Raw genomic sequence first — 26,120 nt, 5'->3', positions numbered from 1 at the left:
CGCCGTCTGAGTGCGGTATTCATATCCGTTCATGTCGGCCTCAGAAGAGAGCCGCGTACGTCATGAGAGACTTAAGCCGCAGCGACGCGGTCATGAGGTTGGGCAGTACACTGCAAATCTTTCGCGATTGGGTTTTGCGCTTCAACGCATAGGGCCATGAAGGTCTAATTGACCGCAAAGCGAAAGGCGCCCGCCCGAAACTGAACGCCGCGCAAAGGCAGGTCCCGGCGCCAAAGCTTGAACAAGGGCCAATTCCTGCCGTTGATGGCGTTGTTCATTGGCGCCTTATCGATTTGGTGGGATGAATTTACGACGAATGGGGGCATCTCCATCGCCGAAAACAGCTTCAGCCGAATGGTTCGTGATCTTGGTTATCGCAAACTCTCAGGTCGTCCAAAGCATCACGGGCAAATGATCAAGCGACGACGGCTAAGTTAGGTGAAGCGCGCAGGCGGGCTATGTCGCGCGCGGGCGGCTCGCCAAAGTGACGGCGATATTCGCGACTGAACTGCGTTGGGCTTTCGTAACCAACGCGCAGGGCGGCGGTCGCAACATCGATATCCTGCATCAACATCAGACTGCGCGCCTCTTGCAGTCTGAGCTGTTTTTGGAATTGCAGTGGCGTGGTCGCCGTCACGGCGCGAAAATGCTCATGCAAGCTCGACGGACTCATGCCTGTTTCCGTGGCAAGTTGCTCGATGCTCAGCCGTTCCCGGAAATTCTGGCCAATCCAGGCAATGGCGCGGCCGATCTGCGCCACTCGGCCCTGGCTTAAGGCGACGTGACGCATTCTGACGCCGTCTGGCCCGGCAAGCAGATGATAGATGATTTCCTGCTCGGCGAGAGGACCGAGCACGTGCAGCGCCGTCGGATCGTCAAGCAGGCGCAGCAGACGTAGCGTCGCATCAAGCAGACCAGGACCGGCATCGGACACCGTCTTGCCTATGGGAGGAGATGGCGTTCCCGCCGGCGGCGGCACGCGCGCCGCCAGGTCGCCTAGCATAATCGGGTCGAAATCGAGATAAAGGCAGAGATAGGGCTTATCGGGCGTCGCCTCCACCACATGCCCAATCGCTGGAAGGTCATGGGTCACGATTCCATAGCGGCCGGGTGAATATTTGAAGATGTGATCGCCCATTGTCACATCCTTGCGCCCCTGCGCGACAAGGCAGAGTTGCGGCCGGTACACAGTCGGCATTGGCATCGTCAACGTGGAGGATCGAACAAGTGTCGCGCGTTCTATGGGGGTGGCGTGAAAGCCATCCTTTGAGACGTGCCGGCTAATGACAGCGGCGATTTCATTCAGCGTCGTCATGAAACCAAACATCGCACGCACGTGGCGCAACGACAAGACGGACTCGCCTCTCCCCTGGAGGATTAGGCAGGAATTACGGCGCATCAGGCTAACCATCGGGGCCGCCTTGCAACAAAGTGCCCGCAGCGTGGCGCAACGTAGTTGGCCGCAGAGCGCGCATGGAGAAAATATGACGATCGAGAACCTGAAATCCCCCACGATTGCGTTGGGCACCTGGGCTTGGGGCGACAGTGGCGAGACCGGCGACGGTTACTTTGGCAGCACCCTCACGCGCGCCGATCTGGAAGCGTTAGCTGACAGGGCGCAAGCGGCCGGGTTCACCCTGTGGGACTGCGCCTTCGTATATGGCATGGGCCGCGCCGAGACCGTGCTTGGCGAAGTCCTGAAGCGCTATCCGCGTAGCGATTACCAGCTCTCAACGAAGTTCACCCCGCAAGCTGCAGGAAGCGGCGAGGATCCGGTGGCGGACATGCTGGAACAGAGCCTGACGCGCCTCGGCGCCGACTACATTGACCTCTACTGGATTCACAATCCAGCCGATGTGGCGCGATGGACGCCCCGCCTTATTCCATTGCTGAAGAGCGGAAAGGTGAAGCATGTCGGGGTCTCTAATCACAATCTGAGCGAAATCAAACTCGCCGACCAGATCCTCGGCGAAGCCGGGTTCCGGGTCGAAGCCGTCCAGAATCATTATAGCCTCCTCTATCGCAGCTCCGAGGATGCCGGCATCCTCGACCACTGCCGCAATCACAGCATCACGTTCTTCGCCTATATGGTTCTTGAACAGGGCGCCTTGAGTGGCAAATACAGTGCGCAGAATCTGTTGCCCCAAGGCACAAATCGCGCGCAGGCCTATAATGACATATTGCCCCGTTTGAAGGCGCTAACTGACAGACTCGCCTCGATGGGACGAAGCCACTCTGCGGCTGCCGCCGACGTCGCCGTGGCATGGGCTATCGCCAAGGGCGCGACGCCGATCATCGGCGTCACAAAGGGGAGCTATATCGATGGCTTGGTTCGGGCTAGCCGCATAAAACTCACCCCTGACGAGATCGCCGAGTTGGAAGCCCTTGCTGACGCCGCTAAGGTGAACACCCGCGGCTGGTGGGAAAAGGAGATGCACGACTGACGTCTTTTCGTCATCCCCTTTCTGGGCAGGTCGGCTGCGGCCATTTCGAAATTGCGCGATATCAGCATCTCAGGAACGAGACCGACAGTCGGTCGTCACCCAAAAAGATGCCTGAGCCACGGATATTCGCTCATGTCAGAGGAAAATAGGGTGGTCTTTGGACGCGAAACGGACGGATCTGAATGCGATGTTACGCGCCCGGTGATCCGTTACGACGATCGGTGAGCGAAGATGTCGGCCTCATCGGAAACGATGAATCGTCATCGCGATGGGATTATGCGTGGGGCTTCAAAATCGTGCTTGATCGGTAGCCTGTCGCCATAGGCTCTTCTTTTGCAGTCGAGCACGCGGCACATGCTTTTTCGGATATTGAGCATTTATACGAAAAGGCGTATAATTTAATTTTATACGGAAATTGGTATATTGACAAACTATACTGATTTTCGTATATGCACCCCTTAAATGGAGTGTTTATGGAACAGATTGCGCGCAACGAGAAACAGCTCGGCGCCCTGTTACGCCGATACCGGAAGAGTTCCGACATCCCACAAGGTGATCTGGGAAGCCGTGTCGGTAAACGCCAGGCAACCGTTTCCAACCTTGAAGCCGGCAAAGGCGCAACGCTTGACACGCTGTTCGCCATCTTAAATGCGCTTGAACTCGAAATCGTTCTACGTCCCCGCAGCAAGGGGAAGGCGACCAAGCTTTCGGACATATTCTAATGGCGCGCCGTCGTTATTATGCGCCGTTGAATGTATTCCTCAACAATCGCCACGTCGGCGTGCTCTGCAAAGCGCCCAGCGGCGCGATAGATTTCACCTATAATCCTGACTGGCTCTCATGGGAACACGCCATGCCGGTCTCGCTTTCGCTTCCTCTCAGGGAAGATCGCTATATCGGCGCACCGGTCAGCGCCGTCTTTGACAACCTTTTGCCCGATAACGAAGCGATCCGTATCAAGGTCGCGGCAAAGGTCGGCGCCGAAGGCGTCGACGCCTACAGCTTATTGGCCGCCCTTGGCCGCGACTGCGTCGGCGCGATGCAATTTCTATTAGAAGACGCCGAGCCGAAACCCACCGTGAGCCTCGAAGGCAGGGCTGTATCTGATAGCGAGATCGGGGCTATTCTCTCCAATCTCGCCACCGCCCCGCTAGGCTTGAATGAAGATGATGATTTCAGAATTTCGATCGCAGGCGCACAGGAAAAGACGGCTCTGCTGCGCCTGAATGGACAATGGCTAAAGCCACTCGGCGCAACGCCCACCACACATATCTTCAAGCCACAAATCGGACAGCTCCCCAACGGCATTGATCTTTCGAATAGCGTTGAGAACGAGTATTTTTGTCTGAAACTCATGTCAGAGCTGGGCCTGCCAAGCGCATCTGTCAATATGGCGGACTTCGGCGGTAATCGCGTGCTCGTCGTTGAACGGTTCGACCGTGAATGGACGGACGACGGCAGATTACTCCGTGTTCCGCAGGAGGATTGCTGTCAGGCGCTCTCAACGCCCTGGACGTTGAAATACGAAAGAGAGGGCGGCCCCGGCATTCAAAGCATCCTGAAGCTGCTCGGCGGCAGCGATGAGGTGACTAAGGACAGGCAGATTTTTTTCAAAACCATGGTCGTGTTCTGGTTACTCGGCGCTACGGACGGCCACGGGAAGAATTTTAGCGTCTTTCTCTATCCAGGCGGACGTTATCGCCTGACGCCGCTCTATGACGTGCTGTCAGCACAGCCGAGCGTCGATGCTGGACAAATCAACCGTAACCGAATGAAGTTAGCAATGGCCGTTGGAGACCGCCGCCATTATGAAATCGACTCAATCGCCCCCCGCCACTTCGTCCAGAGCGCGCAAAGGGCTGGCCTCAATCCGGATTTAGTTACCACAATCTTTGAGGACCTAGCGGACAATGCCGGGACGCATCTGGACAATATTTTAAATACGCTGCCCAGGGATTTCCCAGGCAGCGTCGCAGATTCCATTGCCAGGGGCTTCCGTGAGCGACTGGTTGGCCTCGCCGACTGCCTGGGGATGCTCTGAACGCTTGAGGAGGCCGCCGTCGGCGCGCCAAGGTCGCCCGCATCGACCTGACTTCGCCAGCGCCGCACGATCAGCGAAAGGGTTCCTCTTGCCGACGACGCAAGACAAAGCGTAGTGTCATAAGGCCTCCTCGCAACAACCCAAGTTTGGCTTTGCGTCATGAACCATGCTTACACTCGACTTCAATTCATAAATGCGCCAACCTGCTGAACATGACTAAGCGTATTGGCGGCAAGATAAGCCGGCTCCAGCAAGGCCTCCCCTAAAGGCCTGCTTGCAGACGCCACATGATTGGCTTGAGGCGCTTGATACCCGCGCCATTTTCCCCTTCAGGCAGGTGAGACTTCGTCGAAAATCAACAACCCTTGCCGTTCGTGAGGGCGGCTAAGATGTCTCTGAAGGCTTAGATGCGCCGCCATGGGCTTCGCGACCCGCATCTTGCCCTTACGGAACATTTTTGACTTGGTTACAAAGGCTATTGTTTCGCCCGAAGATTGAGGCATCTTAACATCGGCTTCGTTCAGTTTGTCGGCGAACAGTTTATCTCTCCGGGTAGCCGCAGCGTCGACAAATTCTGAGGGAGGATGTTGGCGCGTCCTCCCTCAACCCTTTCGCTCAACGCCATGTTCGGCCCGGCGACCGCGTTTGAGAAGGCCGCGTCGCAGAGCCGGTGATCTCGACGCCAAGGCAGCCGACCTTCGCTAAAGCGCTGACCTTCTTCCATCAGATCAAAGCGCGCTCCTTGTCAAAAGTCGTTGGCAGTCAGGCTAACCTTAATCTCCCGACCTTATAAGATCTCGCCAAGGCTAGGCTAGCGAGGACACGGCGATCGCATATCGGTCCGCTTTAGAAGCGCTTGACGTTTAATCCTCAGATCTTCGCCTGTACGCGTTAGGACGCCTTCCTCGCCCGAAAGGCCCGTCCACAGCGCCGCATTGAAGGCCTTTGTATCCAGATGGTCCTCGACCTCAAAATCCTGCCCGCGCATCGCCCGCGTCCAATAGGCGGCTGTATGAACGGGACAGGCGCGGGCAAGCGCGTCAGGAACGAAGTCCTCTGCCGGGATCGGTAAGGCGGTGGCTTTCAGGACGCTCGAAGCCTTCGCCTGATAATTCCAGTCGGTCTGGTTCAGGTCAAAGGCGTCTGCCATGGGCGTCGCCAGAGCGTCATTCAGGCCCATCGGCGCAAGATGCAGAATATCCTCAATCGTGCGCAGCATGTTGATCGTCGTGTAGGCGCTCGACACCACCGCATGATGGCGGACATAGGGGCCAATAATGTAGGCGAGGCTCCGCCTGGCGCTAACATGATCGGCCCCGTTCTGGGCGTCGTCTTCGATAACAAAGATCAGCGTGTTGTCCCTGAAGGCGCTGTGCGCGACGCGCTGCGCCACGAGCCCGAGGGCGTAGTCATTGTCCGCCATCTCGGTCTCGACCGTATTGACGCCGTCAATCGCCTTGTCGAACTCGCCGAAATGATCATGACTGATGCGCAACAGGGTCAGGGCCGGCATGGATTTGTCGGTCTCCTGCTGTTTGAACTCGCGCATCCACTCCTGAACATTCCAATAGTCTGGAAATTTCTGATCGAAGCCGCGATAATAGGGATCGCTCACCCCCGCCAGCGCCCGATCATCGGAGATAAAGACGCGGGTGCGCTCGTCAAAGGCCCGGCGTGAAAGCGGCGCGGCGCCCGGCGCGCCGGAATCGTAGGGCATGTCATTGGCGAAGCCGTAATTACGAACGCTCAGTCCTGCGCGCAGCGCCGAGTTCCACAGATAGCCCTGCCCCGGCAAATCATCTTCCTTTGCGTCCGGGGAGGCAATGGCGAGTGGTCCGGGCAGGACATCATCATCCTTGGGAGCCTTGGGATTGGCGGCGCGGCGCGCATCGCCTGACAGGGCGGTGTTGACGTAGCGCGACGTTCCCTCCGACTCATAGGCTAGGCCACGGCCCGCGTAGTTGACCGGCGCCGTTTTCTCAAGAATATCCGTCGTGCGCGCCGCCGTCGACCATGTCCAGCCCGTACTTGATTGCTCGCCAGAGTCCATGAAATTGTCGAAGTCGACAAATTGACGCGCCAGGTCATGATGATTGGGCGTTAATCGCTCGCCAAGGATCGCCAGACGCGGATCGCCGTCGCCGACCTCAAGATCCCCCAGAACCTGATCATAGGTGCGGTTCTCTTTGATGATGAAGATGACGTGCGCTATCCTTTGGCTGACCTCAGCCATGATCGCCTCGGCCTTTGCGCGTTCGCCTTGCCGGTCAAGGCCCGTATTGTCGGCGACCTGGAGCGTCAGACGCGCCCAATCCCGTGGATCCGGCATCGGGGCCTGCAACAGACCGGCCTTTTCCAGCTGGAAAATGTACTGGTTGGACGCGCCGCAGGCCGCAGGTTGTGCGCGTTCCACGGCCAGCTTCGGCTGACATCCCTGCGGATTGGGCCCTGGCGCACTCTTGCGGTTGGCGATAAAGACAAAGCCATGCGCGCTCGCCACGGCGCTCGGATACCAGGCGCTCGGGGCAAGGCCTAAGACACGCGCCCGATCCTTGCTGACATCGACCAGCGCAACCGCGTTGACGCCGCCGAGCGACGCCAGAAGGCGTCCGTCGGGCAACAGCGCCAGGGCGTTCGGATTAAACCCCTTGCCAAGGTCGCCAGCGTTCATCTGCTCTGGAAAGCCGATCGGGTCCTCGCTGACAAGCTGATCTTCCGAGGCGTCGATCACAGCCAGCTTGTCGTCATTGTCTTCCGTGACATAGAGCCTGTGACGCTCCGGGTCGATCAACATCGCCGTCGGCTCGCCGATCGTGCGCATCCTCTTGGCGACGCTGATTTTGTCGCGCCCTTTGTCGCGCCTGACGTCAAGGGCGACGACCTCACGATCGCGCACAGCTCCGACATAGGCGTGGCGGTCATCGCGCCATACCACGTCAAGAGGATATTCGCCGCCGGCGACGCCATGCTGGTCAGGCGAGATCTTGCCGGGGCGAAGGTCCTGTTCGGTGAGAATACTCCGCGTAGCCACGTCGATGAGCGTGACGGAATCGTTATAGTAGTTGGCGACAAGCAGCCTTCGCCCATCTGGGCTGAGCGCCAGACCGCCCACTTGCGGTTTCACGTCAATACCATTGCCATTGGCGTGGCCCAGCTTGATCGGCGCGCCCTTCTGACGAAAGCCGCTCCTGGCTTTGACGAATTCATAAACCTCATCGTCGACGCCCCCGGATACGAAAAAACCGGATCCATCAGGACGCCAGGACAAGCCGTAAAAGGCGTTTGGAACCTCAAGCGTCTGGCGGTGGACCGCGCCCTTGTCGCTCAGATCGTAGATGAAGACATATTGACCTGACTGCGCCTTGACCAGCTTCCCGTCAGACCCGTTATAGAGATTAAATCCGCTGGTCAGAACCAGCATATGGCGCCCATCCGGACTGACGCGCATGGCGGCTGCGCCATCGGCGACATAGTCAGGGTGCGGTCCCATAGCGGTCCGAAGCGGCATATAGGTCGCCGATGTCATCGCCAAGGGCGTTAATGTCTGCCCCGTCGGAAGAGGATGATCATTTTGCGCCACAGCGGCGCCCGCTTGCAGGATGACAAACGCGGCGGTGGCGAGCCTAAGCGCCTTAATCATCGATCTGACCTCCGAAGGCATGAACGAGGAAAGCATTGGCGCAGATAAGCAAAGCTTATGTGACGATCGCAAGTTTAAGCGCGAGCCGCCACAAAAAATCGCGCCGCCAAGGCTGAGCTCGTCTCAAACGCCATTGATGAGACGCCCCTCGCCAGGAGGACGATGGCCCAAATTGATCTTCGCAGATGAGGATGATCTTGTCCCTTGCCAGAACGAAGCCTTTATTCAGCCGCCAGAACAGGGGCGCTGAACGCCTTCAGCGTGACGGCCGCCGAGCGCAACATGCTGGCGAATTCGAAGGCGGTTGCGTAGGTGATATGACGGCGCGCCGCTTCTGAAAATGTCAGCGCGCCGTCCTTGATCTCGATCAGACCTTCGGCCTCGGCGGCGTCGAACAGGCGCCTGGCCTGAATGCGCGAGATCTTGCAGTGCTCCGAAATCTCTTGAACCGAAAAAGCGATCGGGCCCGACGCCAGGCTTGCGCCATCAGCCTCCCGACTCAACAGGAGGGCCAGCGCGCGGCCGCCGCCGACGCTGTGGTTGAAGATCCGCGCAAAAGACGATTCGTGCCCCTCAGCCCGTGCAAGACCCGCAAGAACGGTTTCGCCCCGAACCTGAGCGTAGCTCACCAAGATGCGTCGATCATGCATCATCGTCAGAACGGCGTCGACAGAGGGTTCAAGCTGCGCCGCGCTTGCAAGACCGCTTCGCATGCGCCCGCACCAGGCGTCGACGAAGCGCTCGGTCGGGATAAAGCGCGCCGCGTCCCTACCCTGTCTATGCGACTCCACGCTTAAGAAGCCGACATGGACCCAGTAGCCCAGCATGGCGCGCGCGCGGCCTGCGCTCATCAACCGGCTCTTGGCGCTCGCCGCTTTCAGACGCGGCAGGGTGATCCCGCCATTGCCCGCCAAGGAAAAACACATGGCGGCGGCGACATAGTGGCCTGCGTCTTTTGAGAACAAAGACATGACAGGGTGCAAGGCCGCCTCGACCTTGACCCTGTTCAGCGCCCGAGCCGCCTGCCTGAAATTCGGATGATCGACGAGCCTGCCGACGGCCGACGGCGACATATCACATTCGAGCCACTGCATCAGCGCCTCATCAACCCTATTCGACATCGACTCGCCCCTGACTGAGATGACATCGTTACGCGGACGAGACGCCGCTTGTCAAAGCCAAGTCTCAGTCGGACCGTTTTCTGAAGCGCCTCGCCGGTCAGCTCGCTAAGCCAGGTCGATAAGCTCCCTGACCTGACGCGCCGTACATAATCTAAAACATCCGATATAGCGTCGTAGATGTTGAATTGATAAGGGATCCCCCGATGCGGGCGCGGCTCTTGAACGTCTCGGCCCCTCCCCCTTCGCCGAAGGCGGCAATATCTCCAAAAAGGACGGCGCGCGCCCGACCTACGGCTTGAGGCTGGACGATAGCTCCGAGAAATCGTCCGCCCTGAGCTCTGGGCCGAAGAGCGCGCTCAAGGCCTCAGGAGGGGCTATCAGTTTGCGCGCTGAAAGGTCCATCCAGCCGCCGACGCTCGTCAGCCGCGCGCACAGCTTGTCATCTCGCAGTATCTCCTGCCGCAACCGCCAACGGCTGCCATCTTGGGACAGGCCAGCCACCTGCAAGGTGACGACAATGCTGTCAAGCAGACCGACTTCGCGAAAATATTCAAGTTCGTCCTTCATGCCGATGGGGCCGATTCTCAGTCTGGCGAATTCGCCCATGGGAAAGCCTTTTTCAGCGAAGAACATCATCCGCACGTCGAAACATTTCAAGAGGTAGGCGGCGGCGCCCATATGGGCGTTAAAATCCATGTCGGCCCAACCGGCGATAAGAGCCTTGCTGTACATGTCGATAGTCTCCCTTGCTTGTGCGCGTAGACGACAAAACCAGCGGCGCGTAATGTCAATATGAGGGCAAAAAAGTTCGCCTCACCCCGGTGCGTCTGAAAAGAATCGGCCAGAGCCTTGCCCCTCTTCGTTATCAACGCCGGGCGTCATGCGCCGATCCCGCGCGCGCACAAGGCGTGTCAACCGGCGTCGAAAAGGGACCCTCTATCGGCGTCTAATTTGGACGCCGATCCACAGCAAGAGCTGCGATAAGGTGAGCAATAGCGGTCATCAAAAGGCTCAGTTCTGTGTATGTCATGTCATCCCCCATATTCAGGCGCGCGGAATTGCGCGACAGCAGGAGGTCTGCCGTCTCCACTACGCTCTCATGGGAACAGGCCGCGCGATGCGCCGGTACGGTCGAAGCTGCACAAACAAGGTGCGGAAGCGAGAAGCCTTGAACAGGAAGCGTGGACGGCTACAGCCGCTGATCGTCGCGCTGTTCCGTCGCTGAATTGAACAGGGTGATAGACGAGGAACAGGGCTGCGCCCTTTTGCGGTAAAGGCCATGCTTCATGCGCGCCGCCTTATGGGGCGCGGCCTTGACCGCTGTTACCTGCTCATTGCCACGGGGCTAGTCGGTTGCAGGGCAACCCAAAACCTTGGATAAGTGATAATCAGGGAAGTTATGTTCTCTTATTGTTCTTTTTCCCCTTGCCGGGCGAGGCCGATTCATGACAGCGTGGCACAAAGATTCCCAGAGGTGCCCATGCTCACAGAAAATGTCTCCGATTTTTCCCGCCTCCGTGCCCGTACAGGCCTCAGTATCGACCAGCTCGTAGAGACCACCGGCTTCTCCCGCCGGACGATCTACCGGTGGGAAAATGGCGAGGCAGAACCGCGCAAGGCTGCTGTTCAGCTTCTGGAGAAAATGGCGGCAGAACACCGGCCTGAAAGTTACGGCGAGCCAGATTTCACCTTTATCGACCTCTTCGCAGGCATTGGCGGGTTACGCCGCGCCTTCTCGCCTCTTGGCGGCAAATGCGTCTTCACGAGCGAATGGGACAAATACTCCCAGCAGACCTACAAGGCCAATTACGACGATGATCATGAGGTGACAGGCGATATCACCAAGGTGCCGCTAAATGCCATTCCTGATCATGATCTGCTTCTGGCCGGATTCCCCTGCCAGCCTTTCTCGATTGCCGGTGTCTCCAAGAAAAATGCGCTGGGCCGCAAGCACGGGTTTCATGACGAAGCCCAAGGCACCCTGTTTTTCAATGTCGCGCAAATCCTCGAATATCATCGTCCGCGCGCCTTCCTGCTTGAAAACGTCAAGAACCTCGTCAGCCACGACAAGGGCCGTACCTTTGAAGTCATCCACCGCACCCTGACTGAGGAACTTGGCTATCAGGTTCACTACAAGGTCATCGACGCAAAATCTTGGGTGCCGCAGCACCGGGAGCGCATTTTCATCGTTGGCTTCCGCGAGAAAAACGACTTCACCTTCGACAATATGAAAATCCCTAATCCGTCGAACGGGCCGAAGCTCGGCACGATCCTCCATGGCTCAGGGCATCCTGATTTTGATGACGGGCATTACCTTGACCCGAAAACCGGGCGCGTCATCGACAAATATACCCTGACCGATCATCTGTGGCGCTATTTGCAGAACTATGCCGAGAAGCACCGCGCAGCGGGCAACGGGTTCGGCTTCGGCCTTGTCGGACCGGACGATGTGACCCGCACGCTTTCAGCACGCTACTACAAGGACGGCTCGGAAATCCTTGTGAAGCAGCCACGCCGGAATCCGCGCCGCCTGACACCGCGCGAATGTGCCCGTCTGATGGGCTTCGAGAAGCCCGGCGACAAGCCCTTTATCATTCCCGTCTCTGATACACAGGCCTATCGCCAGTTTGGCAATGCCGTCGTGGTGCCGGTGGTCGAGGCCGTTGCACGACATATGGAACCCTTCCTCCGTGCGGCAGTTGCCGAGGGTGAAACAGGCGGAGGACAGCAGCGCATTGCCGTCTGATATCGTTGATCAGGCCACGCGCAGCCGCATGATGTCCGGTATTCGTGGCAAGAACACGAAACCGGAAATCATGATCCGCAAGGGGCTTCATGCAGCAGGTTTCCGGTACAGGCTTCATGACCGAAAATTGCCGGGACATCCCGATATCGTCTTGCCGCGCTGGAATGCCGTCGTATTCACGCATGGCTGTTTCTGGCATGGCCATGACTGTCATCTGTTCAAATGGCCGAAGTCCCGTCCCGACTTCTGGCGCGTCAAGATCAATGGCAACGTCGCCCGCGACAAAGTTGCAGTGGCACAACTGGAGATACAGGGCTGGCGAATCGCCACAATATGGGAATGCGCGCTGAAAGGGCGTACAAAGCCGGATTTCGCAGACGTCATGCTTCGCCTGATTGCCTGGATAAAATCGGAAGAACAGACATTGGAAATCAGGGGCGAATAGTTGGTCGCATCACTCTCACAACTTCTCAAGATGATGCGCGACAACGGCGCAGAGCGCATCTATGCCAAGAAGCTTGCCCCGAACGATAATTCCAAGAACCAGGTCTATCTCGGCGGTGGTTTCGGCGCGCTCAACATCATCCCGCATGGCGAGATCGTGGTCGATACGCGCCCGATGGCGGGCAGCAAACAGGATCGCCCGAAGGCAGGTGTCAGATTCTTCTGGCTGGATACTGACGGCAGGCATCTGGCTCCTGACGCGCAACTGATCCTCTATCCGGATTATCCCGAAGTCCGCATGTCGGGCTTCCTCAAAGGCTGCAAGGCTGCGCCGTCAGACATCATGGCCGTGCGGGACGCCGGGCGCGTCCTTTTCATGGGTATGACGCCATCAGGTGATGTGCTCGGCTATGCCACAGCAGCCGATCATCCGGCAGCCGTTGAGCTGAACGCGCGGGAGTGGCAACAGGTCGGTGTTTTCCTTGAGTTGCCCGCCGACCCTGACAGCAAGACAAGCCCGAAAGAAATCCTGCTGGCCGAGCTGAAGCGCATCTATCAACTGCACTGGATTGCCTCGCAACGCCTCGGAAAGGCGGCGTGAAGATGCCTTACAGCGCGCCGAACGCAGGTGGTTACACCCTTGAAGCAGAACTGGGGATTACCCCGAATGGCATCGCCGAGCCGGACTTCATGGGCTGGGAAATCAAACAATATGGCGTCAAGGATTTCACAAAGTTTGCGCCGAGTTCGCCGGTAACATTGATGACGCCGGAGCCGACCGGTGGCCTCTACAAGGCCGAAGGCCCCGAAGCCTTTCTGCGCCGCTATGGCTATCCCGACAAAAAGGGAAAGCCGGACCGCCCGAACTTCGGCGGCATCTATACCTGCGAAAAGGACTATCACGCCGATACCGGCCTGCGCATGACCATGAAGGGTTTCAACCCGGCAGACGGAACCATTGATCTGACCGGCGGCATCATGCTTCTCGACCGGGATGAAGAACCGGCAGCCATCTGGTCGTTCACCGGCATGATGCAGCACTGGAACCGCAAACACGCCCAGGCTGCTTATGTGCCCTCCCTGTTCCGCACGCCGCCACCTGAATATGCCTACGGACCGCGCGTTCTGCTTTGCGAGCAGACTGACTTCCTGCTTTTCCTCAAGGCTTTCACGACGGGCGTTGTCTATTATGATCCGGCGGTAAAACTGGAAGCCGCTTCAACAGCGACGCCCAAGCTGAAACGGCGAAGCCAGTTCCGGGTCAAGCATCACCAGATCACACAGATGTATCATAGCCACGAGGAAGTCGATTTGTTAGGCGCAGCCTAGTCCCGACATGATGCCATGTCGGTTCAAGCCGCAATAATTTTCGCGCATTCTTCAATGACGTATTCCGGTACACTTTCAAATTTGTGCGGATTCAACTGCATCACATACTCATTCTCGATGTGATAGGATTCATTGATAAATTTCGTAATGACATCATCGTCATGTTGGCCGCGTAAAATTCGGAAAAGCTGGATTTTTTCATACCCCACATCTGTTGCGGCAAATTTCGCTTTCATCTTGGCGTCGTCAGAAACGTCTTGAACAAGGCTGTCGTAATCAAATTCCGGAATGCACTTCTTGATTTCCGCCTCTGCCTGTTGCTTTTCGGCCGGCGTCATATCACGCTGACCGGCATCCGTCTTAACGGTCGGAACCGGTCGCTTTTTGAAGAGGCTGGCAAGCATGTTGTATTCCATCCCCACATCATCCAGAATTTCGTAGTACCGACGCATATAAATCGCCTTGATCACCGGGTCTGCAAGCGTTCCCATATTGTCATTGCAAATTTTGGCGAACGTCTGGATATCGTCGCGGAGAATAGGCACTTCGCTAATGACACCTGCTTTTGAACTTAAGAACGTCGCTGTCGGTGACGAGCCTTGGAAGACCCGGCTGATGCTTTTTATCACATCAATTGCCGGTTCAATATCATGCGTAAGCATCAAAGTCGTCCTGCCTTTCAGGCTGGCCCTACCTTGAAACAGTTCATGCAGGATGGCGAATTTCTTGTTCTTATCGAATGATGAAATGGGGTCGTCTAGAATCACAATATCAGGATTCTCGCTTAGCACTTGGTGCATAAACAAAACCAAAGCGAATGCGTTTTTCTCCCCATAGCTGAGGTGACTAGCTGCTGACTCAATATATTTGTTGAGGTCTTGATGAACAAGCTTCATCTTGTACGAGTCTGGTTCGGCCGTAATAACAACCTGATACTTGTAACCAGCCGATTTAAGGAATGCATTGATGCTTTCCTGGTTGTCTTTGATTGTCTTGGCGATTCTTGCTTTGTGTTTGTTGATCGTGCCGGTGAGAGTTCCAACCTCTTTTATCAACGTTTCAAGCTGGACGTTAATTGGGTCGATTACCTTTCTCGTCTCTTCCGAATCGAGCTTTTCAATAAAGGCCAAATCGATTTTCAAAGCCTCGATGTTATCCTTTATTTTATCGACGTCTCTCAGCGAGAAGAACGATATCGAACGAAGGGATTCAAGCTTTCCGATGAGGGCTTCAATGTCGGTTCTCAGGCTGGTGAGAAAGCCCTGCTCTTGAGCAGTCAGCTCAATTTTTGCTTTCGTAACCTTATCAAGATTCTCACGGCACTTGTCGCTGAAATACTTACCAAGACGCTGGATGATGGCCTTTAGGGTGTTCAGGTGATCAACGGCCTTTACGTCATATTCCTTCTCAACGGCGAGGACGGTTTCCTTCTGCGGTCCCTCCGGAAGATCATTGGAGCAATACGGGCATGTTTCGCCCAGCTTTAAAAATTCATTGCCCTTGATCTGCCAGGCAATCCACTTTGAAGGCTCGTTACTCTTGATGAAGGTCTCATACGGCTTTAGAACCTCCGGCACATTGTCGATCTTGTTGCCTGAGCCAAAAGCCTTGTGAATCTTACTCGACTTGTGAATTTTGTCGGCGGTCGAACTCCCGAAAGCATCCCGAAGGTCTTTCAAATCCTTTAAGGTCTGTTCAAGGTCAACATTGTCGGCAAACGCCTTCTTTATACCGAGAAATAAGGTATCTATTTCGGTCAACGTAGCTTCGTATTCCGGCGTCTTTATAAATATGTCAAAGCTGTTTTTAACAACTTCATCCTGCTGAAAAGCAAACTGGCTGACATACTCTTCATCGAACACTAGCGATGATTTGATGTCATCGACACCGGTCACTGCGGGTTTCGGGCTGGCAGCCTTGCCGCGATTTTTAAACGGCGTCAGACCTTCAAGTGAGCCGTCATTGCGCGTTTGGCAAACGATCGCTTTTGCAATGGTGCTTTTACCAATACCATTTGGGCCATATTTTATATTGAGGCTGCCTTTAGTGACAACGACCGTCGCTTGGTCAATGCTGTTACAGTTTTCGATCGTTATATTGAAATTAGCCATTTGCGTTCTCCCGGCAAAGACGGCAACGAATTACTACTCTGATTTTACCGCCTGTCGTACAAACTCGATGGTTTTGTCGTTGAATTGAAAGGCCATCGCCTGTGCATATGTCGCGCCGGAAATATCACCCAACTTATCGGCGTCCATAATATACATTGGGTCATTTGCGCTCCGCTTGGTCATAATCCCCGTATCCTTCATGTGATCGAGAATGGCTTGTCCCAATCCCTTAGTCATTCGCTTATGCTCAAGCTTTGCGGAATACCTCGCTAATTCTCCTTTACTGTGAGAGCGGAATGATGTGACAAACTTTCGGAACCTGTGAAGGCCTTCCTTAATTCTAGGATCGGCCGGTTCGATCGGAGTAGTTGCGAAATTCGTCCATGGGAAACTGTTAGCCCCAGGCCATATAACGGACAGTTGAACATTGCCGCGCAAAATCGGAGGGGACATAGGTTGTGTGGCGAGAAACTTGTTTGCAGCCAAATACACAACCGACTGCGCTTTATCCTGAGAGGCTTCAACGAATAAACGTCCCGCTGTAATGATGAGTTCATCACACTGGATATTGATTGGTGCAAAAACTGTTGCTTCCGGACCAGGGCCAATTTCAACTTTCGATAAGGGGATATCTAGGCTCATGCCGCCTATATAACTGCCCAACCTGAATGTTCCAGTTTGATCAGTTAATAATGTGATCTTTCGAGTTTGTTCTTCGGGCCGATCACCACGCATAAGGGTAATTTCTACGTCGGCCTCAAGAATGGCATTCCCGTCGTCATCCTCCCCGCCTTCGATGGTCAAATTTGCAGTATCTGCCAGCGACAATCTGGCGCGTACAGATGAATACAGTATTCCAATATGCTCTGAAGGAACATAATCGGCTTCAGCATTGTCCTTGGATAGGTAGAACTCCGCGAGGAAAGGATTGGCTGCACTGCCTCGATGCAGTTCCCTCTGAAGTACAGTTTCCCTCAGCCGATTGTCCTTCAAGCCACTGGCGACAATCACCGCATCAAACACGGCAGACGAGGCATCACGGGCACCGTTCAAGAAAGGGTGGTCAGGAACCCAACTTTGTAACGCGCCATTATAAGTTTCTAGGTCTTTGGCGCTCATAGGTGGCAAATCGGGTGGGTTATGTCCGAACACCCTTGCACTCAAGCGGGCTAATTGCTCGTCGCGGTTATAGAGTTTCTCTCGTAGGGTTTCATCCTGAAATTGGAGAGACGATAATTTGTTGTGTTCACGATCCAAGATGGACCAAACCACACTTTGTAGAGTTATCGGCTGAGACCCTTGCCTTACCTCCGCAAGAAGACTCGCAACATTTTTTTCTGCGGATACGCGGCGTGCCACCGCCTGCAAAACCGGAGCGTAGCCAGCAAAGCGGTCTCCATCAGTCTTCGTTTGCTCCCGTATACGATTGAGAAGAAGGCTTACAGCTTCCGCTTCTACGGTGCGATGTGAACGATCCGGATTATCCTTTGCCACCACTGCCATCGCAAAGTCTTTCGCGGCATTGGCATCATAAAATCCGATTTCCAAAATGGAAGTGGAGACTTGCTGATCTGCCAATATCAGCCATGCGTCCTGCACAGCGCCAGTCCGACCAAATAGCACGGTTGGTAGCTGCCGTGCTTTTGATATGTCAGCGACATCCTGTAAGAAAGCTTCAAACGCTTCTTGCGTAACGCGAAGACGAGCCTCATCCAGACCATCGATTAACAACGCAACTTCACCGGCCTGCCACGCTTGGTAAAGACCGGTTTTCGCTAAACCACCACTAATTGTGTCGCCGCCCACAGGGGCGGCCTTGGCCAAATCTATGTAAACCGCACCGGTCGCCGCCGAAATTTGCCGCGCTAACGTAGATTTACCGACGGCGCCAGGTGCTGATACCAGAATAATTGAACTCTCTTCTGGCAACGTATCGGTCAACTCGGCACTATGAGAAAGTGGTGCCTCTAAAAATGTGACGAGACCGCTTTCGTCACCTGACCAGCCCGGCCGCTCAAGTGCGCCACGCAAGTTTCGGACCCCAAGCTTGCGCTTCCAAAATTGCTCTAACGAATAATCCAATTCGGCCCCCGATTCCATTTTGCGCAAGAATAATACCTATGGGGGAAAATGACACTGAAACACGGAGGCAGTCAAAAGGAATTCGGGCGTGTCCTCTGCACAAGTCTTCGATCCGATGAATGGAAATCGGCGTAGATACGTAGATTCAGACACATCTTCAGACACACAGCCCAAAAACGCCCTTACAAATATCTGATTTTATGATATATTTTTATAGACTGGCAGGAACCTTCCTCCACTGGTGTTACGCGCCGTCGGGGCGCACTGAATAAGACAGGACAGCCCAGCGGTCTAGTAGCCGTAGGTTCCTATTATGCGCTCTACGAGAGTCTGTCGGCGAGACGGGCGGTCAAATCCATACGCTCGTGGAAAATGGCTATTATTAGCGCTGGAGCATCCTGACGCGGCAGACAAAACACGTAGTGATGTTCACAACGGGCTATGCGTAATGTCGGATAGAGCGTGTCCAATTGTTTGAAGACGCCCTTCCCAATGGCGACATTGGCAATACCGACTGTCAGCTTGGCAATGTAGCTGCGCACCTGTGCAGCGCCCCATTGTTTACGTGTGTACCGGATAATAGATCGCATGTCGGCTTCGGCCGCATCGGTCAGAAGATAACTCACGCCTAGCCGCTCTCAGCCAGTTCTTCATCAAGGATTTGGTCGATACTCTTGGTCGATATTTCGCCAGCTAAGCCCGCTTTGATGCGGTCACCAAGCAAGGTTTTCAGTTCCAGCCAGGCTTGATCGGCGTCGGTGTCGCCGGGAAACAGTCGTTCGAGCGCGTACTGTTTAATGGTTTTACCCTGCAACGCGGCATGGACTTTCAAAGCTTGATGCTGCTGGTCCGTCATGTCGATAGTTAAGCGGCTCATTGATACCAACCTTGTAAACTCCCACATCCCCACATTAGCACAAAGATGCTTGGACATCCAGCATATGTCGGATGTCGCAACAATGATGGGGACGTTTGCGGGAGAGGATGAAATCCTACGCTAAGGATTTGGCCAGCGGTATTCGCCGGTGAGGTTGATGTGCTCCCAGCCTAGCTACCTGTGCAGTTTTCTGGGTCCAGCTCAATTGCCCGAAGCTGCGTCGAGAAAGTTTTCTTGCGCCGAAGGTTCTCTCGCAGAGATCGGCTCAAAACCCTTAGGAGGTGTCAGCTTCTTGCGAGATCGTAGGATGACCTTCTCTTTTATGAGATCGATCAACCGCCCTTGGACGGCGCCTTCATCCGTAGCGCCATATCGGGGAAGGCTGCGCAAGTCTTCGCTGGGCTCGTGAGGCGAACAGGACATGATCCGAAGATGCAATGTTTTGGGTGTAAACTCCAATAAATGTCCTGTTGCGTCCGGCTCAATTCACCAGCAAGCCATGCCACTGCTGGGGTCAATGTTGGGTTTGAATGGTCTCGAAATGACAAAACCGCCGCAAACACAGCGGTTTAATTCAAAATGATGGCGGGACCGACCGTCCGCCCTGAGACGCCCAAGACATTGTTCGCGCCAAACGTCTTGGTCGCGATGACGTCTTTGTCGAAAGCCTTGTAGCGCCAGCCAAACGTATGCGTCGCAAATTTCGCTGATCGCCGCCGTCGCGGACGCCTGGACCGGCCCCGCGGCAAATCCGGTCGCGCTCTACGCAGCTGTGGCCAATAAAGTCAGCCCAAATTAGCGCCTTTCCCATTGCTTTCCCATACGGGGAATGACACAGCAGGGGCATGGAAGCCGTCATTATTTCGCTGATATTTCTGCTGGCTGTCGTGGTGAGCGGCTGGATTTCGCGCGCCCTTCCCATCCCCACCCCACTGGTGCAGATCGGCCTCGGCGTGGCGATCGTGATGGCGACCGGCAAGACCATTGATCTTGAGCCTGACGTCTTCTTTCTCCTGTTCCTGCCGCCGCTTCTGTTCATAGAAGGTTGGCGCATCCCCAAGGCGGGCCTGCTCAACGACTGGCGCCCCATCTTGCAAATGGCGGTCGGGCTCGTCGTTTTCACTGTTCTCGGCGGTGGATTGATCATTCACTGGCTGATCCCGGACATGCCGCTGACCGTCGCCTTCGCTTTGGCGGCGGTGATCTCGCCGACCGATCCAGTGGCCCTATCGGCCATTGCGCGCGGGCGCTCGTTACCGCCCAGGCTTAAGCACATTCTGGAGGGCGAATCTCTGCTCAACGACGCCTCCGGCCTCGTCTGCCTGCGCGTCGCCGTCGGCGTGGTGGTGACCGGATCGTTCAGCCTTTTGCACGCCTCCGGCCTGTTCCTGTGGCTGGCTGCCTGCGGGATCGCCTGTGGCGTCGCCGTCACCTTCTGCGTCAATCTGATCAAGGGACGGCTGACGAGCTGGCTGGGGGAAGAGCCGGGGACGGAAATCGTCATCAGCCTCCTGATCCCCATGGGCGCCTATCTGCTGGCCGAACTGCTGCACGGCTCAGGCATTCTCGCCGCCGTCGCCGCAGGGATCACCATGAGCTACGCCGAACAATCCGGGCGCGCCCTGCCCGCCACACGCCTGCAGCGCGGCGCCGTCTGGGATACGGTGCAATTTGCGCTCAATGGCGTGATCTTCGTGCTGCTGGGCGAGCAATTTCCCAGCATCATGGCGCGCGCCGAACATCTGGTGTCGGTCACCGGCCACCGCGACCCGATGTGGATGCTGTTCTATATCCTGGCCATCACGGTGGCGCTGGGGGCCTTACGCTTTTGCTGGGTGTGGCTCTCCTTCGCGCTGACTCAGATCAGGCGCAAAGGCGCGCCGATCCCGACGAACTTCCGCCTGATCGCGGTCACCTCGGTCGCCGGGGTGCGCGGCGCCCTGACCCTGGCGGGCGTCTTAACCATTCCGTTCGCGGTCGCGAGCGGCGACGCCTTTCCGGTGCGCAACCTCGTCATCTTCCTCGCGGCCGGCGTGATTATCGCCTCGCTGCTGATCGCCACCTTCTTGCTGCCTGTTCTGCTCAAAGGCCTAGATTTGCCTGAAGACGATTCAGCGCACAGACGCATCCAAGAGGCGCGCGTCCGTGCAGCCCGGGCGGCCATGAAGGCCATTGAAGCCCTGCGCAACGCCGCATCGAGCGCTGAATCTGAAGTTTACGGCCTGATGAGCAACCGGGCCTCGCAACCCTATCATGACCGGCTAAAAGGGCTTGAAGATGAGGCGAAAACCCCTGAACAACGCCGCGTCTTTTTACAGTTAGAGCGCGACTTCCGCCGAGAGGGCCTGCGCGCGGAGCGCGACGCCTACTATCAGATGGGGCGCAGCGGCGAGCTACCTGACGATCTGGTGCGTAAGCTCGTAAGCGAGATCGATCTTCTCGAAGAACGACTGAATTCATAGGATGCGCCATGGTTGACGGCTTGAAGATTAGCGCCGTCATGTTTCTGAAATTCGAGCGCATCGGAAGCGCCATTGTCTCCGTCAAAGCCCGATCAGGAAATCTTCGCATCGGTTCGATAGCCGGGAGGCGGACGACGATGATCTGAACGCCCCCGCGAAAGTTGCGACTATACCCGTCAACTCGGCTCAAGGCTTTGACGCTCGTTCACGCTGCGGCCCGGCGCCGCGCCCATGAACGCCAAGCTTCGGGAAAAATCAGCTTGCGACTTCCGATACGCCCCGCCGTCAGCTCTGATCAACCTGAAGGTCTTAAAGGCCATAAGCCTCGTTGGTCTTTTTGCGGGCCATCGCAAACGACCAAGGTCTCATAGCTAAGCTCATGATCGCATGAACGATGCGTCAAAAGGGCCGGCGTCCCTGCGGACGCCGGCCCTTTTGTCACCATCCCCGATAATCATCGTGGCGTTGGTAATGCTCTTCATGCGACTGACGCCAACCGTCGCCGCCAGAGGCGTAACCGCCCGAGCCGTAACCGCGCGCCGGATAAGAGTCGACGCGCTCATAGCTGTAGCTGCGGTAAACCGGCTGGTTGTCATAACCCTGACCATAGTCGCCCCGGCTATAGCCTCCTCTGCCATAATCACGCTGAGCATAGGCGTCGGAACGATAAGCGCTGTCGCGGTAGCCATAGCCACCCCGATCATAGGCGCAACTCGTGTTGTTGCGCGCAACGGATGAGCCGACGGCGGCGCCGACAAGCGCGCCCGCAGCTGTCCCCATGCCGCGGTCATGCCGACCCGAGGCGGCGTTGCCAAAAAGGGCGCCCGCTATGGCGCCAATGACGGCGCCGTCCGCGCCATTGGCGCTGCGACGATAACAATCGGCCGAGGCCGGCAGAGCGACCGCCATCGCAGCTGCGGCGGCCAGAGTGGACACGATAGCAATCTTGGACAGCGTTTCCATCTTCAAATCTCCATCACACCGGTCGCTCACCGGATGTTGAGATCATATTAGTCGCCCGTAGCTGAACGCCGTCTGAGTGCGGTATTCATATCCGTTCATGTCGGCCTCAGAAGAGAGCCGCCTGGGAAGACTTAAGGCCCAAGCCGCTTCGCGCTGGAAGGGCCCGCGTCAAACTTGTAACGCGGAGGCTTCCCCAAGCCCCACAATCAAGACGCCGCGGTAGGCGCCATGAACAAAACATCGGCCCCAGGGCGGTCAGCCGCCCGATAGCCTATGGGACCCGATAGCCTATGGGAGATGTCAAGTGCGCCCTCGCGGCGGCGCCGGCTCCTTAAGGGATGAAATGATGGACAGCTTCCACGATTTGGCTTGAAAGGACGCGGGTTTGGCGATCACATCCGCCTTGCGAATCGCCTTGGACCCTCCATGAATTTCAGCCCTTCAAATTTCAGTTACGTCTTCGATGCTCAAACCCTGAGCCGTGGAGCGGCCTATCTGTCCGAAGGCAGGGTGCTCAGCCTGTCGCGCCAGGACGACACCCTCACAGGCATAACCCTGGGCTCGGGCGGCCGACGCTATGTTCAGCAAGTCTCACTTACGCCGGGCTCTGACGGCCGTTACGCCGTCAGAGGGCTATGCACCTGCCCGGTGGGCGTCAACTGCAAGCACGTGGCGGCCCTTGTGCTGAAAGCCCTGACCACGCCCGGGTCCGCTTATGGCAAAACGCCTCCGCCGGCCGTGTCCAGGCCCGGCGCTTTAGCGCCTGCGCCGCGGGCCTATCTGGAGCCCGGTCTCGTCCACTGGCTCGACAGAGTGGCTCAAGCCGAAGGCGCGGAAGACGACGCGCCCGCCGCCTCTTCGCAGGCCCTGATCTATGTTCTTGCGCCCATCAACGCCTATGCGAGCACGCCGGAACTTGGCCTCTTCCTGCAATCGGCGCGCCGCCTGAAAACCGGCCAATATTCCTCGCCCAAGGCCTACGATCTGCAGTCCTACGGTAATAACGGCCCGACCAAGTATATGACCCGCGAGGACCGCATCATCCTGCCGAGATTGCGCGCCTTGCCGCGCGCCTTAGGCCGTAAAACCGAGATTTTGACGGAGGATGAAGGCGGCGAGGTTCTGGACCTCATACTCGCCACTGGCCGTGCGCGCCATGGCGACGTCAACGGACCGGTTCTGTCAAAGGGTCCAGCCCGCAAGGCCACTCTGCGCTGGGCCACGAAGGGCGACGACACGCTTTGCCTGATGGCCCATCTTCAATCAGACGCCTTGTTGGACGCAGAGGCTGAGGATGCGCCAGGTTTGGGACGGGATGGCGCTGGTCCGGTCCAGATCCTGTCGGCCTCGCCGCCGGTCTATATCGATGTCGAGGCCGGCCTCGTGGGCGCCATAGATCTCGGTATCGCCCCGCGCCTGGCCCGTCGGTTGACGCAGGCGCCGCTTCTTCCTGTGTCGCAACTCGATAGCTTCTCTGACCGGCTGGAAAAATCCGGCGCTCGCCTGTCGCGCCTTCTGCCCGCGCCCAAGGTCGGCGAGGCAAGACTTGTTAAAACGGCGCCCCGTCCGGTGCTACAACTGACAAGCGTCCGTATCAGCCCGTCTCAAAGCTATTATTCATCCTGGAATCAACCCGAGCCGCTCTTGGTCGCTATCGGCAAGCTTATCTTTGATTATGAGGGCTTTCGCCTTGCGCCTGGCGGGCCTTCGTTCGCCCAGCGCTTCCATGAAGGCGTCCGCGTGGAGATCCACCGCGATCCAGCAAGCGAAGCCAAGGCGATCGACGCGCTCGACATGACCATGCTTCTGCCAGCTTCGGAAATCTATCCGCAGTTCAAGGCGACTCTGGCGGACGCCTATGTGACGGATGATGGTGACGTAGACGGCCTGGGCTGGGGTTGGCAGGACTTTCAATATTACGACATACCAGATCTTCAGCGCGACGGCTGGATCATCGAAATCGACAGGGATTTTCCGTTTCGACTGGCGCGCCCCGACGGCCCAATTGGCGGGCGCGTGCACTCAGGCGAGGGCTCTGGCATCGACTGGTTCGAGCTCGATCTCGGCGTCAAGATCGACGGTGAATGGCAGGACCTGATCGAACCCCTCGCCAAGATGCTGGAGTCGGGGGAGAACGCCATCCGGGCGCTCGATCTGGACGAACCCGTCTTTCTGCCGCTTGCCGACGGAAGCCTCTTGCCTATGCCCGCCGGCAAGATCCTCCCGCTCCTTGACCATCTGGGCGCCCTCTTCGCCATGCGCGAGCGCCTGGAAGGCGCGCGATTCAGCCGCGCCGAAGCGCCGATGCTGTTTGACCTCACCGAGGCGCTCGGGCGCGACAATGTCGTCGTCGACATCAACACCAGCCTCCTCACCCTCGGCGAGAAGCTGCGTGAGACAGGCGACATCCCGACCGCCGCCCCGCCGCCATCTTTTCAGGCAAGCCTGCGGCCCTACCAGGCGCGCGGCCTGGACTGGCTAAGCTTTCTCGCAGAGGCCGGCCTCGGCGGCATACTCGCCGACGATATGGGCCTTGGCAAAACGGTCCAGACCCTGGCGCTGATCGCACGCGAAAAGTCTCTTGGCCGGCAAGGCGCGCCCAATCTGATCCTTGCGCCCACCAGCCTGATGGAAAACTGGCGGGCCGAGGCGGCGAAATTTTCGCCGGATCTTCGCCTCCTTATCTGGCAGGGACAGAACCGCTGGGAGCAATTGGGCGAGGTAGAGGCGAGCGATGTCGTCGTGACGACCTATCCGCTCATCGCCAGAGACAAGGCGCTATTCGCCGAGCGCGAATGGGGCATGATCATTCTGGACGAAGCGCAGACGATCAAGAACCCCAATACGGCGACCACAAAGCTTATTCACGAGCTGAAAGCCTCCAAGCGCTTCTGCCTGACAGGAACGCCGATGGAAAATCATCTGGGCGAGCTCTGGTCCCTGTTTGAATTCATCAATCCCGGCTATCTGGGGCCAAAGACCGCCTTCGCCAAACACTGGCGACAGCCGATCGAGAAAAAAGGCGATGAGGCCAAGGCGCGACGCCTGGCCGCGCGCATCCGGCCCTTTATGCTGCGACGCACCAAGGCGCAGGTCGCGCCTGAACTGCCGCCCAGAATCGATATTGTCGAGCGCATCAGCTTCGGCCCGGAACAGCAGGCCGCCTACGAAGCGGTGCGCCTGAGCATGCACAAGCGCGTGCGCGACGCCATCGCCGCACGCGGACTGCACGCCTCTCAGATCATCATTCTGGACGCCCTCCTAAAGCTGCGACAAATCTGCTGCGATCCCCGCCTCGTTCGCAAAGACGAAGATACGCCGCCTGCGGCCGCGTCGGCCAAGCTTGAGCGGCTGATGGAAATGGTGAGCGAACTCATATCCGAGGGGCGGCGGGTTCTGATATTTTCTCAGTTCACCTCCATGCTCGATCTCATCAAGGCGGCTTTCGATCAGGAAGGCTGGTCCTATGCCTTGCTGACGGGCGACACAAAGGACCGCAAAGCCCAGATCACAGCCTTCCAGTCGGGCGAAGTCCCCTTGTTTCTGATCAGCCTGAAGGCCGGCGGCGTCGGACTGAACCTCACCACCGCCGATACGGTCATCCTCTACGATCCCTGGTGGAACCCCGCTGTCGAAGATCAGGCGATCGACCGCGCCCACCGCATCGGCCAGGACAAGACGGTCTTTGTGCATAAACTCGTCGTCATAGGTTCAATCGAAGAGAAGATGGATGTGCTCAAAGCCAAGAAGCGCGCCCTCGCCGACGGCCTCGTCAATCAGGAAGGCAAGCTGTCTGACATGATCACCGAAGAGGATGTCAGGCTCTTGTTTGAATAGCGCCGCGGTCAGGCAGCGATACA

General features: G+C 57.1%; 18 protein-coding genes. 9 read left to right on the top strand and 9 right to left on the bottom strand.

Annotated elements, in window-relative coordinates; genetic code table 11:
- Positions 1–415 precede the first annotated feature (415 nt).
- Entirely contained in the window at positions 416–1,351 is a 936-nt protein-coding gene (locus ACTHLA_RS10080) for an AraC family transcriptional regulator (RefSeq protein WP_440188244.1), read from the bottom strand.
- 133 nt (positions 1,352–1,484) lie between these two features.
- On the opposite strand from ACTHLA_RS10080, the gene ACTHLA_RS10075 reads away from it, so the two are divergent.
- The 3 genes from ACTHLA_RS10075 (at position 1,485) to ACTHLA_RS10065 (ending at position 4,485) form a co-directional block, all read left to right on the top strand.
- On the top strand, positions 1,485–2,444 hold the full coding sequence (locus ACTHLA_RS10075; RefSeq protein ID WP_440188241.1) for an aldo/keto reductase: 960 nt from the start codon (positions 1,485–1,487) through the stop codon (positions 2,442–2,444).
- Positions 2,445–2,917: 473 nt separating this feature from the next.
- Positions 2,918–3,166, top strand: a complete 249-nt coding sequence (locus ACTHLA_RS10070) for a helix-turn-helix domain-containing protein (protein ID WP_440188238.1) — start codon at positions 2,918–2,920, stop codon at positions 3,164–3,166.
- Positions 3,166–4,485, top strand: coding sequence for a type II toxin-antitoxin system HipA family toxin (locus ACTHLA_RS10065; RefSeq protein WP_440188235.1), 1,320 nt, complete (start codon positions 3,166–3,168; stop codon positions 4,483–4,485). Before ACTHLA_RS10070 ends, ACTHLA_RS10065 begins: the two co-directional genes overlap by 1 nt.
- An 811-nt stretch (positions 4,486–5,296) precedes the next feature.
- Here ACTHLA_RS10065 and ACTHLA_RS10060 read toward each other — a convergent pair.
- The 3 genes from ACTHLA_RS10060 to ACTHLA_RS10050 all read right to left on the bottom strand — a co-directional run bounded on the left by ACTHLA_RS10060 (position 5,297) and on the right by ACTHLA_RS10050 (position 9,942).
- Positions 5,297–7,993 (bottom strand): bifunctional YncE family protein/alkaline phosphatase family protein, encoded by a 2,697-nt coding sequence (locus tag ACTHLA_RS10060; RefSeq protein WP_440188232.1) that lies wholly within the window; start codon positions 7,991–7,993, stop codon positions 5,297–5,299.
- A 353-nt stretch (positions 7,994–8,346) separates the two neighbouring features.
- A complete protein-coding gene (locus ACTHLA_RS10055) occupies positions 8,347–9,246 on the bottom strand; it encodes a hypothetical protein (protein ID WP_440188229.1) in 900 nt (299 codons plus the stop codon).
- 288 nt (positions 9,247–9,534) lie between these two features.
- Positions 9,535–9,942 carry a thioesterase family protein gene (locus tag ACTHLA_RS10050; RefSeq protein ID WP_440188226.1) on the bottom strand — a complete coding sequence of 136 codons (408 nt, stop codon included), beginning with the start codon at positions 9,940–9,942 and terminating at the stop codon, positions 9,535–9,537.
- Positions 9,943–10,726: 784 nt separating this feature from the next.
- Between ACTHLA_RS10050 and dcm the strand changes: the two genes are divergently transcribed.
- Genes dcm through ACTHLA_RS10030 form a run of 4 tightly spaced genes read left to right on the top strand, consistent with a single transcriptional unit; the run spans position 10,727 to position 13,765 of the window.
- Positions 10,727–11,992: a DNA (cytosine-5-)-methyltransferase gene (gene dcm, locus ACTHLA_RS10045; protein ID WP_440188223.1), complete on the top strand. Its 1,266-nt coding sequence runs from the start codon at positions 10,727–10,729 to the stop codon at positions 11,990–11,992.
- Complete coding sequence (locus ACTHLA_RS10040) at positions 11,955–12,437, top strand: very short patch repair endonuclease (RefSeq protein WP_440188220.1); 483 nt, start codon at positions 11,955–11,957, stop codon at positions 12,435–12,437. The genes dcm and ACTHLA_RS10040 overlap by 38 nt, the downstream gene beginning before the upstream one ends.
- Positions 12,438–13,037, top strand: a complete 600-nt coding sequence (locus ACTHLA_RS10035; RefSeq protein WP_440188217.1) for a hypothetical protein — start codon at positions 12,438–12,440, stop codon at positions 13,035–13,037. It begins immediately after the preceding gene.
- A gap of 2 nt (positions 13,038–13,039) precedes the next feature.
- Positions 13,040–13,765 (top strand): MvaI/BcnI family restriction endonuclease, encoded by a 726-nt coding sequence (locus ACTHLA_RS10030; RefSeq protein ID WP_440188319.1) that lies wholly within the window; start codon positions 13,040–13,042, stop codon positions 13,763–13,765.
- Between the two features lie 23 nt (positions 13,766–13,788).
- Here ACTHLA_RS10030 and ACTHLA_RS10025 read toward each other — a convergent pair whose 3' ends face one another.
- The 4 genes from ACTHLA_RS10025 to ACTHLA_RS10010 all read right to left on the bottom strand — a co-directional run bounded on the left by ACTHLA_RS10025 (position 13,789) and on the right by ACTHLA_RS10010 (position 18,835).
- On the bottom strand, positions 13,789–15,876 hold the full coding sequence (locus ACTHLA_RS10025; protein WP_440188214.1) for an AAA family ATPase: 2,088 nt from the start codon (positions 15,874–15,876) through the stop codon (positions 13,789–13,791).
- Between the two features lie 33 nt (positions 15,877–15,909).
- Positions 15,910–17,985 (bottom strand): hypothetical protein, encoded by a 2,076-nt coding sequence (locus ACTHLA_RS10020; protein WP_440188211.1) that lies wholly within the window; start codon positions 17,983–17,985, stop codon positions 15,910–15,912.
- 293 nt (positions 17,986–18,278) lie between these two features.
- Complete coding sequence (locus ACTHLA_RS10015; RefSeq protein ID WP_440188208.1) at positions 18,279–18,584, bottom strand: type II toxin-antitoxin system RelE/ParE family toxin; 306 nt, start codon at positions 18,582–18,584, stop codon at positions 18,279–18,281.
- Between the two features lie 2 nt (positions 18,585–18,586).
- Entirely contained in the window at positions 18,587–18,835 is a 249-nt protein-coding gene (locus tag ACTHLA_RS10010; RefSeq protein ID WP_440188205.1) for an antitoxin, read from the bottom strand.
- An 845-nt stretch (positions 18,836–19,680) separates the two neighbouring features.
- On the opposite strand from ACTHLA_RS10010, the gene ACTHLA_RS10005 reads away from it, so the two are divergent.
- Positions 19,681–21,297 (top strand): Na+/H+ antiporter, encoded by a 1,617-nt coding sequence (locus ACTHLA_RS10005; protein ID WP_440188203.1) that lies wholly within the window; start codon positions 19,681–19,683, stop codon positions 21,295–21,297.
- Positions 21,298–21,735: 438 nt separating this feature from the next.
- Here the strand turns inward: ACTHLA_RS10005 and ACTHLA_RS10000 are convergent, their stop codons facing one another.
- Positions 21,736–22,260 (bottom strand): glycine zipper 2TM domain-containing protein, encoded by a 525-nt coding sequence (locus ACTHLA_RS10000; RefSeq protein ID WP_440188200.1) that lies wholly within the window; start codon positions 22,258–22,260, stop codon positions 21,736–21,738.
- A 426-nt stretch (positions 22,261–22,686) separates the two neighbouring features.
- Here ACTHLA_RS10000 and ACTHLA_RS09995 point away from each other — a divergent pair, with 426 nt between their 5' ends.
- Positions 22,687–26,097, top strand: a complete 3,411-nt coding sequence (locus ACTHLA_RS09995; RefSeq protein ID WP_440188197.1) for a DEAD/DEAH box helicase — start codon at positions 22,687–22,689, stop codon at positions 26,095–26,097.
- Positions 26,098–26,120 lie beyond the last annotated feature (23 nt).

The sequence above is a fragment of the Asticcacaulis sp. genome (assembly GCF_051956075.1).
Classification (GTDB): domain Bacteria; phylum Pseudomonadota; class Alphaproteobacteria; order Caulobacterales; family Caulobacteraceae; genus Asticcacaulis.
This window is presented reverse-complemented; position numbering and strand designations above follow the sequence as displayed.

Excerpts from the sequence above, each read along its gene's own strand:
- ACTHLA_RS10075 (WP_440188241.1), top strand. The coding sequence starts at position 1,485 with ATGACGATCGAGAACCTGAAATCCCCCACGATTGCGTTGGGCACCTGG.
- ACTHLA_RS10070 (WP_440188238.1), top strand. The coding sequence starts at position 2,918 with ATGGAACAGATTGCGCGCAACGAGAAACAGCTCGGCGCCCTGTTACGC.
- ACTHLA_RS10065 (WP_440188235.1), top strand. The coding sequence starts at position 3,166 with ATGGCGCGCCGTCGTTATTATGCGCCGTTGAATGTATTCCTCAACAAT.
- ACTHLA_RS10060 (WP_440188232.1), bottom strand. The coding sequence starts at position 7,993 with ATGCCGCTTCGGACCGCTATGGGACCGCACCCTGACTATGTCGCCGAT.
- ACTHLA_RS10055 (WP_440188229.1), bottom strand. The coding sequence starts at position 9,246 with ATGTCGAATAGGGTTGATGAGGCGCTGATGCAGTGGCTCGAATGTGAT.
- ACTHLA_RS10050 (WP_440188226.1), bottom strand. The coding sequence starts at position 9,942 with ATGGATTTTAACGCCCATATGGGCGCCGCCGCCTACCTCTTGAAATGT.
- dcm (WP_440188223.1), top strand. The coding sequence starts at position 10,727 with ATGCTCACAGAAAATGTCTCCGATTTTTCCCGCCTCCGTGCCCGTACA.
- ACTHLA_RS10030 (WP_440188319.1), top strand. The coding sequence starts at position 13,040 with ATGCCTTACAGCGCGCCGAACGCAGGTGGTTACACCCTTGAAGCAGAA.
- ACTHLA_RS10025 (WP_440188214.1), bottom strand. The coding sequence starts at position 15,876 with ATGGCTAATTTCAATATAACGATCGAAAACTGTAACAGCATTGACCAA.
- ACTHLA_RS10010 (WP_440188205.1), bottom strand. The coding sequence starts at position 18,835 with ATGAGCCGCTTAACTATCGACATGACGGACCAGCAGCATCAAGCTTTG.
- ACTHLA_RS10005 (WP_440188203.1), top strand. The coding sequence starts at position 19,681 with ATGGAAGCCGTCATTATTTCGCTGATATTTCTGCTGGCTGTCGTGGTG.
- ACTHLA_RS10000 (WP_440188200.1), bottom strand. The coding sequence starts at position 22,260 with ATGGAAACGCTGTCCAAGATTGCTATCGTGTCCACTCTGGCCGCCGCA.
- ACTHLA_RS09995 (WP_440188197.1), top strand. The coding sequence starts at position 22,687 with ATGAATTTCAGCCCTTCAAATTTCAGTTACGTCTTCGATGCTCAAACC.